This window comes from Halolamina sp. CBA1230, from assembly GCF_002025255.2.
Taxonomy (GTDB): domain Archaea; phylum Halobacteriota; class Halobacteria; order Halobacteriales; family Haloferacaceae; genus Halolamina.
This window is the reverse complement of the sequence record NZ_CP054587.1, coordinates 710,303-724,814: the sequence shown is the minus strand read 5'-3', so window position 1 is coordinate 724,814 and position 14,512 is coordinate 710,303. Positions and strand designations below refer to the sequence as shown.

The following is a 14,512-nucleotide window of genomic DNA, read 5'->3' as shown; positions in this document are numbered from 1 at the left end:
CGCTACCGATGCGCCGCCCCTACTACGGCTGGGCAGTCGTCGCGGCCTCGTTTCTCGGCACGTTCGTCGTCTTCGGTCTGAGCTACTCCTTCGGCGTGTTCCTCGAACGGATCGTCGACGCGTTCGGCGGCGCGCGCGGGCCGAGTTCGCTCGCGTTCGGCGTCCAGACGGTCGCCATCTACGTCGGCGCCAGCGGCCTGGGCGTGCTGATCGACCGCTACGGCACCCGTCGGATGCTCGCCGTCGGCGCGCTCCTGACCGCGGGCGGGCTGGCGGCGGCGAGCCGGGCGGAGAGCCTCGCGGTGCTGATCCTGACCTACGGCGTCGTGACGGGCGTCGGACTGAGCATCGTGTACGTCGTCGCCTACGCCACCGTCACGCGGTGGTTCGACCGACGGCTCGGCCTCGCTGGCGGGCTCTCCTCGGCCGGGCTGGGGATCGGGATGTTCGTCGTCGTCCCCTCGGCAGCGTGGCTGATCGCCGAACTCGGCTGGCGCGACGTGCTGGTCGTGCTGGCGGCGGTCGCCGGCGCGTTCCTCCTGCTCGCGACGCTGCTCGTCCGCGACGACCCCGGCTCCGCGGGCGTCGACCCGCCGCCCGGGGAGTTCGCCGGCGCGCTACCGACGCCGAACCGACGGCCGCTCCGCGAGCAGTTCGCGGCCGTGCGCTCGATCGCCCGCACGCCGGCGTTCGGCTTCCTCTGGCTCGGCTGGGTGCTGATCTACGGCTCGCTGTACGCGGTGCTCGGCCACCTCGTCCTCTACGCGGAGGGGGTCGGCCTCCCGGCCAGTGTTGGGGTGTGGGCGCTGGCGCTCGTGGGACTGACCAGCGCGCTCGGCCGCGTCGCCGTCGGCCACGCCGCCGACACGGTCGGCCGGGTCCGGGTGTTCGTCGCCTGCTCGGCCGTGATGGGGCTGGCGACGCTCTGGCTGGCGCTCGCGTCGTCGCCGGCGGGGGTCGTCGCGTTCGCGATCGCCTTCGGCGTGGCGTACGGCGGCAACGGCGCCCTGCTCTCGCCGCTGATCGCCGAACTGTTCGGCCACGAGCAGATCAACGCCGTGTTCGGGCTGGCGTCGATGGCCTTTGCCGTCGCCGGGCTGATCGCGCCCGTCGCGGCGGGGGCGACGTACGACCGGCTGGGCACCTACGAGCCGGCGTTCCTGGTCGCGGGCGTGGCGGCGTTGGTTGGTGCGGGCGCGGTCCGGATGGCCGGCCGGCGAGCGTAGTCAGCGGCACGGCTACTGGGTCGTCGAAAAGAGGGAGAGAGAACCGCAGAGCGGCGGGAGTTCGTTACTCCAGGTCGAAGCGGTCGTTCCGCATGACCGTCGTCCAGGCGTCGACGAAGTCCTCGACCAGCTCCTCTTCGCCGTCCGCGGCGCCGTAGACGTCGGCGGTGGCGCGCAGGCGGGCGTTCGAGCCGAAGATGAGGTCGAGCCGGGTCGCCTCCCACTCGACCTCGCCGGTCTCGCGGTCGCGCACCTCGAACACCTCGTCGTCCTCGTCGACGGACACCCACTCGTACTCCATGTCGAGCAGGGTCTCGAAGAAGTCGTTGGTCAGCGTGCCGGGATCGTCAGTGAACACGCCGCGGTCGGCGTCGCCGTACGTCGCGCCCAGCGCGCGCATGCCGCCGACCAGCGCCGTCATGTCCGGCACCGTGAGGTTCAGCAGCTCGGCCTTGTCGACCATGCGCTCCTCGGGCGAGTCGTACATGTCGTCGTAGTCGCCGCTCCCGAGGTAGTTCCGGAACCCGTCGACCTTCGGTTCGAGGTGTTCGAAGGCCTCGGCGTCGGTCTGCTCCTCGGTCGCGTCGGTGCGGCCCGGTTCGAACGGTACCTCGACGTCGTAGCCGGCGGCGGCCGCGGCCTGCTCGACGGCCGCGTTGCCGCCCAGCACGATCAGGTCGGCCAGCGAGACGCGCACGTCGTCCGAGCGCGAACTGTTGAACTCCTGCTGGATCCCCTCGAGCGTCGAGAGCGCCGTCTCCAGCTCCTCTGGCTCGTTGACCTCCCAGCTCCGCTGGGGTTCGAGCCGGACGCGGGCGCCGTTGGCGCCGCCGCGCTTGTCGCTGTCGCGGTACGTCGACGCCGACGCCCACGCGGTCTTGATCAGCTGGGAGCGGGAGAGGTCGGAGTCGAGGATCTCGGCTTCCAGCTCCTCGATCTCCTCCTCGCCGACGAACTCGTAGTCGGCGTCCGGGATCGGGTCCTGCCAGACGAACGTCTCCTCGGGCACTTCGGGGCCGAAGTACCGCTCGGGCGGGCCCATGTCGCGGTGGAGGAGCTTGTACCACGCCCGCGCGAACGCCGCCTGGAACTCGTCGGGGTTCTCCTGGAAGCGCTCGAGCACCTCGCGGTAGTCGTCGTCGTGTTTCAGCGCCACGTCGGTCGTCAGCATCATCGGCTCCTCCGTATCGTCGCCGTGGGGCTCCGGCGCATCGTCGACGTCGTCGCCGACCGGCCGCCACTGCCACGCACCGCCCGGACCCTTGACCGAGGTCCAGTCGTGGTTCAGGAGGTTGTCGATGTACCCCATGTCCCACTGAGTCGGCGTGGCGTTCCAGGGACCTTCGATACCGCTCGTGATGACGTCCGTGCCGACGCCCTCACCGAGGCTGTTCTCCCAGCCGAGCCCCTGCTCCTCGACGGGTGCCGCCTCGGGCTCGGGCCCCATGTGCTCGTCGGGGTCGTCGGCGCCGTGGACTTTCCCGAACGTGTGGCCGCCGGCGATGAGCGCGACCGTCTCCTCGTCCTCCATCGCCATGCGGGTGAACTCCTCGCGGATGTTCGCCGCGGAGCCCTCGACGTCGGGCTCGCCGTACGGGCCCTCGGGGTTGACGTAGATGAGGCCCATCACGGTGTTCGCGAGCGGATCCTTCAGGTTGCCCACCTCCCCGTCCTCGAAGCGCTCGGGCGAGGTCGTCTCCCACTCGTTCTCCGGGCCCCACACGGTCGCCTCGTTGGACTTGAACTCGTCCTCGCGGCCGCCGGCGAAGCCGAACGTCTCGAACCCCATCGACTCCAGGGCGACGTTCCCGGCGAGGACGATCAGGTCGCCCCACGAGAGCTTCCGGCCGTACTTCTGCTTGACCGGCTGGAGCAGGCGGCGTGCCTTGTCGAGGTTGACGTTGTCCGGCCAGCTGCTCTCCGGCGGGAGGCGCTGGAGCCCGCCGGAGGCGCCGGCGCGGCCGTCGTCGGTTCGGTACGTTCCGGCGCTGTGCCAGGCCATCCGGATGAACAGCGGCCCGTAGTGGCCGTAGTCGGCCGGCCACCAGTCCTGGGACGTCGTCATCACGTCCCGGATGTCCTCTTTCAGTTGCTCGTAGTCGAGATCCTGGAACGCCTCGGCGTAGTCGAAATCCTCGTCGTACGGGCTGACGTCGGCCGCGTTGTCGTCGAGGATGTCGACGTTCAACATCTCCGGCCACCACTCCTGGTTGGTCTTAGCCATCACCTACAGCATGCTGCTAACGTGTATTAAGGTTGTCCAACTCGGGGGCGGTGTTCGGATAACGGGAATAATATCTTCCCAATAGAAAGTAGAATTCCACTTTCGAGAAACTATGTTGCTGACGAACCATGCGTCTGTTGCCGATCGCACCACGTCGGTTCGCCAATGCGGCTCGAAACGCGGTCGACCTCGTCGCGTTCACACTGGTTGCAACCACGTTTCGTGGCCGTTCGTGGCGCGTGATCGTCCCCTCCGGAAGATACTTTACGCCGACCCGTCGTGTTCCGCTACGATGGATTCTCGGGGGGGTGACGGGGGAAACGACACCGGACCGCCGACAGTTGTCCACGGTCGGATCACCGACGCGGTTTTCGCGCTCGACCCGGACTGGCAGTTCACGTACGTCGACGACGCGACGGCCGCGGCGTTCGATCTTGAGGACAGGAACGTTATCGGCCGGTCGATCTGGGTCGTCCTGCCCGAGCTTGCGGGCGCGGGGTTCCAGGACCGCTGTCTCGAGGCGATCGAGCGGGAGCAGCCGGTCAGAGTCGAACAGTCGCTGACGGCGGCCGGGGAGCGGTTCGCGATGCGGATCTACCCCGGCGACGACGGCGTCACCGTCTGTGCCCGCGAGATCGCTGACGATCGGGAGTTCACTCCGGAGCCACAGTGGACGGTCGCGGAGACCGTCACCGACGCGGTGGTGACTATCGACGCCGACAGCACCATCCGCCGGGCGAACAGCGCCACGATGGACGTGTTCGGCTACGCGCCCTCGGAGCTGGTCGGCGAGTCGATCGGCCTGTTGATGCCTGACGAGCAGGAGCAGCGCCACCAGGCCGCCGTCGACCGATACCTCGACACCGGCGAGCGCACGATGGAGTGGCGCGGCATCGAGTTCCCCGGCGTCCGGAAGGACGGCGAGCGGGTTGACCTCAGCGTCTCGCTGGCGGCTCACACGACCACCGGGGAGCAGCGGTTCACCGGCGTGATCCGCGACGTGACCGAGCGCAAACGCCGGGAACGGGCACTCCGGCGCGCGACCGAGATCATCACCGACGCGGACCGCGATCTCGACGAGAAAACCGAGGCGCTGCTCGACGTCGTCCGCGAAGCCGTCGGCACGGACTTCGCCACGGTCTCCCGGATCGACGGCGACGAGTACCGCTTCGACACCGTGATCGTCCCCTCCGACGCCGGCGTGAGTCAGGGTGACACCGTCCCGCTCGAGGCCACCAACTGCGAGCGCGTGGTCGAGTCGGGAGAGACGCTGGCGGTCGACGATCTCCGCCTCGAGGCGCCCGAGCTCGCCGAGCGCACGGGCAACGTCGAACTGGGGACGCGGTGCTACCTCGGCGCGCCCGTGACCGTCGACGGCGACGTGACGGGGACGTTCTGCTTCTACGACACCGACCCACGGAACGACCCGTTCACCGACTGGCAGGTCGCGTTCGTGGAACACCTCGCAGTGTGGATCGGCGCCGAGCTCGAGCGGCGACGCTACGTCGAACGGCTCGCCGCGCTCGACGAACTCAACCGCGTCGTCCAGACGGTCGCGGACGTGGCGGTCTCCCAGCCGACGCGGGCCGAGATCGAGCGCCGGACCTGCGAGGCGATCGCGGCGACGGACTCCTACATGTTCGCGTGGATCGGCGAGGCGGACCCCGGGAGCCAGACCGTCGAATCACGCGCCGAGGCGGGCGTCGAGAACTACTCCGACGATGTGACGATCTCGGTCGATCCCGACGATTCGGAGGCCGAAGGGCCGACCGGCTGGGCGTTCCGAACCGGCGAGGTCCAGACGGTGCACAACGTCGCGACGGACCCCGAGTACGGGCCGTGGCAGGACAGCGTCGACAGGCACGGGTATCGGTCCTCGGCCGCGATCCCGATCGCCCACGAGGGGACCGTCTACGGCGTGTTGAACGTCTACACCGACCGTCTCGACGCGTTCACTGGCGAGGAGTACGACGTGGTGGGGCTGCTCGGGAAGATCGTGGGCCACGCCATCGCGGCGATCGACCGTCGGCAGGTGCTGCTGGCCGACGCCGTAGTCGATCTCGAGTTCCGCGTCTCGGACGCGCTCGACGAGCTCGATGCCGAACCCCCGTCGGGGTACGAGCTCCGCATCGACGCCGTCGTCCCCCGGGAGGGTGGCGAGTACATCGTGTTCGGAACGGGCGACTGCGACGGGATCGATCTCGTCGGGGCGCTGGTCGACCACCACCCCAGCTGGGTGGAACTGCTCGACGTGCGGGAGTCCGAACGCGGCGCCTCCTTCGAGGCGTTGCTCGCGTCGCCGCCGCTGCTCTCGGCGATCGGCGCGGCCGGCGGGCGGTTCGTCGAGGCGACCGTCACGGACGGCGACCTGCACGTCCGCATGCAGCTCCCCCACGACGTCGACGTGCACGAACTGCTCGACACCGTCCGCGAGCAGTACGGCGACGCGACGCTGGTCTCCAAACAGGAAGTCTCCACGACCCAGCCGAAGGCGCTGTCGGACGACGACGTCGCGCTCGAGGAGCTCACGGACCGACGCGTGGAGGTGCTGCGGACCGCCTACCACGCCGGCTACTTCGAGTGGCCCCGCGGGACCTCCGGTGAGGGGGTGGCCGAACTGCTCGATATCTCGCCGCCCACGTTCTCCCAACACTTACGCGCGGCCGAGCGGTCGGTGTTCGGAACGCTGTTCGAGGAGTCCGCGAACGATTGACACTGTCGGTTTTCCGGGTGACAACGTTCGGCGGGGACAGAAGTTTACGGGAGGAACACTTACGCCCGCTGAGAATGGGGGAACTCGTCGGTCCCGAGGAGGGACGGGACCAGATGCGTCGGCAGACGGCCCGTCGACAGCGGACGCTCTCGACGGATCGGAACGTGAGCACGTTCCCGGGTGGACGATGACCGAGACGCCGGACGTGCTGCTGGTCGAGGACAACCCCGGGGACGTCCGTCTCACCGAGGAGGCGCTCGACGAGGCGGGGACCGACATCCAGCTCCACGTCGTCAACGACGGCGTCGAGGCGCTCTCGTTCCTCTCGGGGACGGACGAGTACGCCGGGACGGCCACGCCGGACGTGATCCTGCTCGATCTCAACCTCCCCCGAAAGGGCGGGGAGGAGGTGCTCGAAGCGATCCAGGAGGACCCGTCGCTGCCGACGCCGCCGGTGATCGTGCTGACCAGCTCCGACACCGACGAGGACGTCGCCCGATCCTACGAGCTCTCGGCGAACGCCTACCTCACCAAGCCCGTCGCGCCCGAGGAGTTCATCGAGACGATCCGTCGGTTCGAGTCGTTCTGGCTCTCGACCGCACAGCTGCCGTCGGAGGGGGGGTGACCGTGTCGAGCGAGGCGTTAGAGCTACTCCTGATCGAGGACAACCCCGGCGACGCGCGGCTGATCGAGGAGATGCTCCGCGACGCCGAGACGCTGCTCGAACGCGTCGACCTCGGGGCGTCGTCCGGCTTGCGGATCCACAACGAGACCACGCTGGAGGACGGCGCCGACCGCCTCGACGAGAGCGACGTCGACGTGGTGCTGCTCGACCTGGGGCTCCCCGACAGCAGCGGGCTGGAGACGCTCACGTCGATCATCGACGTCGCCGAGCTGGTTCCGGTGATCGTGCTCACCGGGCTCCAGGACGAGCGCGTGGGGATCGAGGCGATCAAACGGGGCGCCCAGGACTACCTCGTGAAAAACGAGGTGAGTAGCGACCTGCTCGTGCGCTCGATCCACCACGCCGTCGAGCGGAACCGCCAGGAGCGTGAACGCACCCACCGCCACGAGCAACTGGAGGCGCTCAACAGGCTGACGCGGGAGCTGATGGACGCCGAGTCGCCCACGGCCGTCAGCGAGCGCGTCGTGACCGCCGCCCAGGAGCGGCTCGGCCTGCCCGTGATGGCGGTCGCGCTGTACGACGACGAGGCGGCCGCGCTCCGCACCACCGGGGGGACGGCCGACGCCGACGAGCTGCTGGATCTGGACGCGCTGCTCTCCAGCGACGGCGGCGCGGGCTGGCGCGCGTTCGCCGAGGGCGGCGACCCCACGACGATCGACGGCGAGGCGGCTCCCGACCCGCTCTCCGAGCTGGCGCTGTTCCCGATGGCCAGACACGGCGTGCTCGTCGTCGGGGAGACGGCGTCCGGGGGGATCAGCTCGGCCGACTTCGACTTCGTCGGGACGGTCGCGGGCAACGTCGAGGCCGCGCTCGACCGCGTCGAGCGCGAACGCGAACGCGAGGAGCGCGAGCGCCTGCTCGAGGAGCAGAACCGCACGCTCGAACGACTCAACCGGATCAACGACATCATCCGCAGCATCTCGCGGGCGCTCGTGCGGGCGTCGACCCGGCAGGAGATCGAGACGGTCGTCTGCGAGCAGTTGGCCGACGCCGGCCCCTACGGGCTGGCGTGGATCGCCGAACACGACCACTCGACCGGCGATATCTCCGTCCGCGAGCTGGCGGGCGGGGAGCACGACCCCGTCGACGAAGTCGACCGCGGGATCGCGGCGCTCGCGGGGACGGGATCACCGGTCGAGCGCGCCGCGGAGCAACGGGAGCCACAGGTCGTCAACGACGTGCTCGACGACGGCGAGTTCGATGGCTGGCAGCGCGCGGCGCTGGACCGGGGGTACCACGCGATGGCGTCGATCCCGCTCGTGTACGAGGACGCGATGTACGGCGTTCTCAACGTCTATGCCGACCAGACCGGCGTGTTCGGCGACCTGGAGCAGGCAGTGCTGGACGAGCTCGCGGACACGATCGCCTACGCCATCAACGCCGCCGAGAGCAAGAAGGCGCTCGTGGGTCAGGAGGTGATCCGGCTCGAGTTCGACGTGGGCGACACCGAGATGCCGTTCGTCGAGCTCGCCCGCGATCTGGACTGCTCGCTGGTCGCCGAGAACTTCGTGTTCCGCTCCGACGGCGGCGTGCGTCGGTTCCTCTCCGTCCGCGGCGCCACCGCCGACGGGGTGTCCGGGGCCGCCGAACGGCTCCCCCTCGGGGAGTTCGGGCTGGTCTCGGAGTACGAGGCCGACGGCGATCCGGTCTGTCTGTTCCGGATGGGACTGACGGCGGACAGCCCCGAGCGAACCATGGTCGAGCACGGCGCCCGGCCCCACGAGCTCCGTGCCGGCGACGACGAGGCGGTGGTGGTAGCGGAGCTGGGAAGCGACGCCGCCGTCCGGGAGTTCGTCGAACTGTTCCGGGATCGCCACCCCGGCGCGTCGCTGGTCGCACAGCGCACCCACCACCGGTCCGAGTCGTCGGCCGCCCAGCAGCGGGCGTCCGCGGCTGAGGCGCTGACGGACCGCCAGATCGAGGCGATACGGACGGCGTACTTCAGCGGCTTCTTCGACCGACCGCGCAAACACACCGGCACCGAGATCGCCGACGCGATGGGGATCTCCCAGCCGACGTTCAGCCACCACCTCCGGGAGGCACAGCGCAAACTCTGTACGGTGCTGTTCGAACAGGACGCCGACCCTCCCATCGACGGGGCCGACGACTGACCGGGGCTATACTGATAGTATCGCCCCTGCCTCCGATTCAGTCAGTATAGCCGCCAGCCAAATGGTGGACACTCCCGTCTCCCCGGATGCGGTAAGGAGGACACCTGACCGTTACGCCGACGCATTCCGGCATCCCCCCCACCCCACATCCCAACGGTCGGCGTGATTTCACCAACGCCCGTCCCACATCGGGCGTGGTCCTCCTTACTTGCTTTCTGTTCCGCTAGTTGCGACTGTACGCTGCCCAAAGTGGTTAGGCCCCACACTGAGGTGTGTCCCGTTCCAGTACCGAGACGCGGATGTCGGGCCCGTTCGGGCTCGAGTTCGCAGGAACGTGCGCAGTGATCGGCGTGGTGCGTGTCGGGGGGACTCGGCGCGCTCTCGGAGGCGTGGATCGGGATGCATCCTCGTGGTCGACACTGTGGGCGTCGACCACGGGTTTCGAAGAACACGGATAGCGGTGGAAGCGGTCAGAACGTCGGTTCGTCCTCGTTACTCCCCTCCTGCATCGCGGGATCCTGCTGGTCCTCGACGGTCTGGGTGAACAGGTCGCTGTCGAGCTCTTCGGCGGGCTCTTCCTCGATGTCGTACGCGGAGACGCCGCGCTGGAGCAGGTCCTCGACGGCGCGTTCGCGGTTCAGGAACTCGCCGGACTCGACGAGGCGGTCGAGTTCGCCGGTGATGCGGTCGGGGAGATCGACTTCGATCTGTGCCATATCCCACCCTCTACGCTGGAGCGGTGTGTATTTTCCGCTCGATGGCTATATCCCGCCACCGAGTGAAAGCCAGGTCGTGCAGGCAGCCGAGATCGACCCGCAGGCGAAGGCGGCACTCGACGGGCGGCGGTTCTCGCTCCCCCACAGTCGACTGGGGCTGAAACTGCTCCGGCCCGTCGCCCGTCTCGCGGGCAAGTACGGGACCCGGAACCCTCCGGCAGTCGGCGACGTGACCGATCTCACGATCCCTGGACCCGCCGGCGACCTCCGCGTCCGGCGCTATCGACCCCGGAACGCTGGCGAGGTCCCGACGGTCGTGTTCTTCCACGGCGGCGGGTTCGTGATCGGCGGGCTGGAGACCCACGACGTGCTCTGCCGGCGGTTGACCCGCGAGAGCGGCTGTGCGGTGCTCTCGGTCGCCTATCGGCTCGCGCCGGAACACCCGTTTCCCGCGGCCGTCGAGGACGCCTACGCAGCGACGGTGTGGGCAGCCGCCAACCCCGATCGCCTCGGTGGCGTGGACGAACTCGCTGTTGCGGGCGACAGCGCGGGCGCGAACCTCGCCGCCGTCGTCGCACTGATGGCCGCCGAGCGGGACGGGCCCGAACTGGCCCACCAGGCGCTGCTCTACCCCGCGACCAGCGTCGAGGAGAGCCAGGAGTCGGTGCAGCAGAACGCGGGGATCGTGCTCGACGAGGCAGATCTACGCTTCTTCGACGAGTGCTACTACGGCAGCGAGATCCACCGGCGCAACCCCTACGCCGACCCCGCGCGGGCTGACGACCTCTCGGAGGTCGCACCCGCGACGGTGATCACGGCGGGGTTCGATCCGCTCCGGGACGCCGGCAAGGGGTACGCCGAGCAGCTGCTCGCCGACGGCGTCGACGTGCGCTACGAGAACTACCCCGCGCAGGTCCACGGGTTCGCGACGATGGAGATCGACGCCGCCGAGCGGGTGGCCGAGGATCTGGGACGGGATCTGCGTTCGGCGCTGCGTGCGTGACGAAATCTGCCCGTTTCGCGTGTCCTCGAACGAGTAAACCATATATTGAGATATCGATTCTCGACGGTCCGGGATAGCGATCACCGAACCGCGGGCCTCGCGGCTCAGTGATCCGCGAACCAGGCCGACAGCTCCTCCAGCCGGTGGATCGCGCGGTCGGGGTCGCCGATGTTGTGGTGTTCGTCGGGGTAGATCACCAGCCGCGAGTCGACGCCCTGCTTGCGCACCGAGACGAACAGCTGTTCGGCTTGCGTCGGCGGGCAGCGCCAGTCGTTCTCGCCCGCGGTGATCAGCAGCGGTGTGTCGACGCCGCCCACGTCGGTGATCGAGGAGATCTCGCGGTACGTCTCGACGTTCTCCCACGGCAGGCCGAACTCGTCCTCGTGCCACAGGTGGTTGTCGTCGGTGCCGAACGTGGCGTAGAAGTCGTAGATGCCGTGCTCGGCGGCCGCGGCGGCGAAGACGTCGGATTTCGTGACCGTCGCGGCGGTGGTGACGCCGCCGTAGGAGAACCCCGTGAGGTAGAGGCGGTCCTCGTCGGCCCACCCCTCCTCGACGAGGTGTTCGACGCCGCTGACCACGTCGTCGACCTCCAGATCGCCCCGGGTGCCACGCAGGCGCTCGGCGAACTCTTGGCCGTAGGAGGTCGAACCACGGTAGTTGGTCCGCAGGACTATGTAGTCGTTGCTCGTCCAGAACAACTGATCGAAGCCGAAGGCTGGCGAGTCGTACGACATCGGCCCGCCGTGGACCGAGGAGACGACGGGGTGCGGTTCGGGATCCTCGGGATCGAACTCTGGCGGGAGGTACGCCAGCCCGTGGATGGTCACGCCGTCGGAGTTCTCCCACGAGAGCCTGACGCAGTCGTGGTGCTCGTCAATCAGATCGGTGTTGACCTCGCTGACGCGTGCGAGCCCCGCCTCGTCGGCTTCGGCGCCTTTCTCCGCATTCAGCCCTTCACGACCCATCGCGTAGATGTCGGCGCCCTCCTCGGGGTCGTCCATCCGGAACGCGAGCGTGCTGCCGTCGTCGGCGACGGAGAGCCCCGAGACCGAACGACTGCGTCCCTGCGCGACGAAGGCGCGCTCGGGGTCGTCCGCCTCGGCGTCGAGGCGGATCATCCGCGTGTTCCCCTTGTCGCCGAACAGGCCGACGAGCGTGTCGTCGTCGAGCCAGTGGGGGTTGCCGCCGAACGCGATCGTGCGGTCGAGGGAGGCCGAGACTGAGCGGATCTCGCCGCTCTCGACATCGAGCACGTACGCTTCGGTCGGCTTGTACCAGTTGTACGGGTCGCCGCCGCCGAGGGCGATCCGGCTCCCGTCGGGGGACCAGCGCGGCTGCTGGACGCGCATCCCGGCGTCGGTCAGCTGCTCGTACCCCGTGCCGTCCGGGCGGATCGTGTAGACGTTCCGGACGTGGGTGTCGTCGGGGTCTTCCTCGTGCTGGGCGACGAACGCGATCCGGTCGCCGTCGGGCGACCACGCGGGCTGGAGGCCGCGACGGTCCCCCTTCTCCTCGTCGTCGTAGGCGTTGTCCAGCCGCACCGTCTCGCGGCTCTCGATGTCGACGACGAACAGGTACGACGTCACTTCGTCCATCCAGCCTGCGCCGTCGCCTTTGTGCTGGAGGCGGTCGATCTCGATGGGACCGTCCTCGTTCCGTTGCTGGAGGTACTCCTCGTCCTCCTCAGTCGGGTCGCGAGCGGCGATCACGAGTCGCTGGCCGTCGGGCGCCCAGTCGAACTCCGCGACGCCGTAGTCGCGGTCGGTGAGCTGGCGGGCGTCGCCGCCGCGGGCCATGTCGAACGACCAGACCTGGGGTTTGGGCCCCTCGCCGACCGGTTCGTTCTCCTCCTCTTCGTCCTCTTCCTCGACTTCGACGCCGTTCTCGACGGCGATGCCCGAGTCGGTCTCGCGGGCCGCGACGAACGCGAGGCGGTCGCCGTCGGGGGACCACTGCGGCGAAGAGGCGCTGGAGGCGCGGGTGAGCCGGTACGGTTCGGTGGAGCCGTCGGTCGGCGCGACGAACAGCGACGTGTGCCGGTCGTCCGCCTCGGCGTCGAACTCGCTGACCAGGAACGCCACGCGCTCGCCGTCCGGGGAGACGGCGGCGCCGGAGGCGATCGAGAAGTCGTAGAACCGTTCGGGGGTGAGTTTCTCCATGGCCCCGCTGTGTGTGGCGGCGCCAAAAACGTACGCCCAGCGGCCGTTCTGTCGGCTTCAGTGGTTCGTCGCGGCAGACCGACGCCGCGCCGATCAGTCGTCCGGCGCGGCAGTCCGTCACCGCGCCGATCAGTTGCCCCGCCCGGCTGGCAGCGTGCCGGGCGGATCAGTCGTCCGCCACGGGGTTCTGTTCAGGCTCGCCGTGGACGGCGCTGCTGATGATCCCGCGGGTGTCGTGCACGAGCTGGACCACTGCCTCGCGGCGGGCGGCCAGCAGCCCCAGTGCGAGGAGGATGTACGTCGCGGTGAACAGATGCAGCAGCTGGATCTCCGAAACCGGGAGCTGGATGATCTCCCGTAGCGCGAGGAACTCGAGTACCACCTGCGAGATGAACAGCAGGAACAGGACGACCGCCTCCCGCACGTCGATCTCGAAGTTGATGATGAGCGCGAGCGCGAACAGCGACTGCGCCGCGGTGATCCAGATCTCCGCGGCCTGCTTGGGTTCGAAGCTGAGCGCGCCGTACTGCCCGAGCGCGATCGAGTGGACGATCACGAGCGTCCCGATCAGCAGCGTCCACTGGTTCAACTTCGAAGAGATCAGTGCGTTGAACCCCGCCGTCGAGCGGGCCTTCCGGACCAGCACGACGACGACGATGAGTTCCGGCGACTCCGAGGCCAGCGGCGCGATCCACTGGATCATGAAGAAGGAGGGAACACCGATGTCCTCGCCAAGCAGTTCGAGGCTGTGGGCGAACGGCTCCACCGCGGTGAAGATGATCAGCCCGGAGAACGCGAACAGCGTGATCACCGTCAGCGCCCGGTAGGGGTTGGGGATACGCCCCAGCATCGCGGGGACGCCGACGTGTTCCACGTGCTCCTCGGGCTCACCCCGGAGGACGACCCCGATGTAGAGGACGTACAGCCCGACGAGAACCGCCATGTCGATGATGTCGATCCCCTTACTCAGCGGGCCCACACCCACCGGGACGAGGAACGCCCACAGCGTCGCGGCCAGCAGGAACGAGATTTCGAGGCTGATGTCCCGATCGAGCGAGACGGCGTTCCGGAGGAACCCGCCCCGATCCTTCACGGCCGAGTCCTGGTCGGCGCCCGACCGGAACACGGTGTACAGCGCGATGCCGGCCCAGCCGATCCCGATGAGGATCCGGTTCGCGCCAGTCATGTTCGCGACCGCGAGGTTGCCGGCCTCGGCGCCGGCGGGGGTGCCGGCGTTCACCCCTGCCTGCCAGGCGTACAGCGCGTCGACGGCGTACTCCGGCGCGACGGCCAGCACCGCGAGCACGGCGATGGCGAACGCCCGCGGCACGTCCTGTTCTGCGGTCTCGGCGCCCCACGTCAGCAAAAAGGAGGCGCCGAGGATCCCAACACCGGCGACGGCGACGGTCTGGAGCGCCCCCAGCCCGCCGGCCAACCCGGTCAACCACCCGCCGAGCCACGGCACGGTGAGTATCGTTGCGGCGACGAGCACTCCGAGCTTTCTCGTGTTCATCCCAGTCTGAACGGAGCGAGCATCGGAGCCGGTAAAAAGCACAGGATACGGACGACACGGCGGTTTTCACGCGTGTAAGATGCTCCAGCGCCTGTTCATTCGATATCTCGAGCTATCAGCTTTTTCGGCCGAAGAACGCTTCTATCCCGTGTTTTCGAC

The 14,512-nt window shown here is 68.8% G+C and carries 9 protein-coding genes; 5 read left to right on the top strand and 4 right to left on the bottom strand.

Translation table 11 applies throughout. The features are described from left to right. Positions 1-8 precede the first annotated feature (8 nt). Complete coding sequence (locus tag B4589_RS03635; RefSeq protein WP_079232996.1) at positions 9-1,226, top strand: MFS transporter; 1,218 nt, start codon at positions 9-11, stop codon at positions 1,224-1,226. A gap of 64 nt (positions 1,227-1,290) precedes the next feature. Here the strand turns inward: B4589_RS03635 and katG are convergent, their stop codons facing one another. After that, positions 1,291-3,450 carry a catalase/peroxidase HPI gene (gene katG / locus B4589_RS03630; RefSeq protein WP_079232995.1) on the bottom strand — a complete coding sequence of 720 codons (2,160 nt, stop codon included), beginning with the start codon at positions 3,448-3,450 and terminating at the stop codon, positions 1,291-1,293. A 292-nt stretch (positions 3,451-3,742) separates the two neighbouring features. Between katG and B4589_RS03625 the strand changes: the two genes are divergently transcribed. The 3 genes from B4589_RS03625 to B4589_RS03615 all read left to right on the top strand — a co-directional run bounded on the left by B4589_RS03625 (position 3,743) and on the right by B4589_RS03615 (position 8,959). After that, entirely contained in the window at positions 3,743-6,163 is a 2,421-nt protein-coding gene (locus B4589_RS03625) for a GAF domain-containing protein (protein ID WP_158081134.1), read from the top strand. Positions 6,164-6,350: 187 nt separating this feature from the next. Then, positions 6,351-6,788, top strand: coding sequence for a response regulator (locus B4589_RS03620; RefSeq protein WP_079232993.1), 438 nt, complete (start codon positions 6,351-6,353; stop codon positions 6,786-6,788). A gap of 2 nt (positions 6,789-6,790) precedes the next feature. Then, complete coding sequence (locus B4589_RS03615) at positions 6,791-8,959, top strand: bacterio-opsin activator domain-containing protein (RefSeq protein WP_143414258.1); 2,169 nt, start codon at positions 6,791-6,793, stop codon at positions 8,957-8,959. Positions 8,960-9,429: 470 nt separating this feature from the next. Here B4589_RS03615 and B4589_RS03610 read toward each other — a convergent pair whose 3' ends face one another. Beyond that, positions 9,430-9,675, bottom strand: a complete 246-nt coding sequence (locus tag B4589_RS03610; RefSeq protein ID WP_079232991.1) for a CopG family transcriptional regulator — start codon at positions 9,673-9,675, stop codon at positions 9,430-9,432. A 76-nt stretch (positions 9,676-9,751) separates the two neighbouring features. Between B4589_RS03610 and B4589_RS03605 the strand changes: the two genes are divergently transcribed. Next, positions 9,752-10,678 carry an alpha/beta hydrolase gene (locus tag B4589_RS03605; protein WP_079232990.1) on the top strand — a complete coding sequence of 309 codons (927 nt, stop codon included), beginning with the start codon at positions 9,752-9,754 and terminating at the stop codon, positions 10,676-10,678. Between the two features lie 104 nt (positions 10,679-10,782). Here B4589_RS03605 and B4589_RS03600 read toward each other — a convergent pair whose 3' ends face one another. Continuing rightward, complete coding sequence (locus B4589_RS03600) at positions 10,783-12,840, bottom strand: S9 family peptidase (protein ID WP_079232989.1); 2,058 nt, start codon at positions 12,838-12,840, stop codon at positions 10,783-10,785. A gap of 166 nt (positions 12,841-13,006) precedes the next feature. Beyond that, complete coding sequence (locus B4589_RS03595; RefSeq protein ID WP_079232988.1) at positions 13,007-14,353, bottom strand: sodium:calcium antiporter; 1,347 nt, start codon at positions 14,351-14,353, stop codon at positions 13,007-13,009. Positions 14,354-14,512 lie beyond the last annotated feature (159 nt).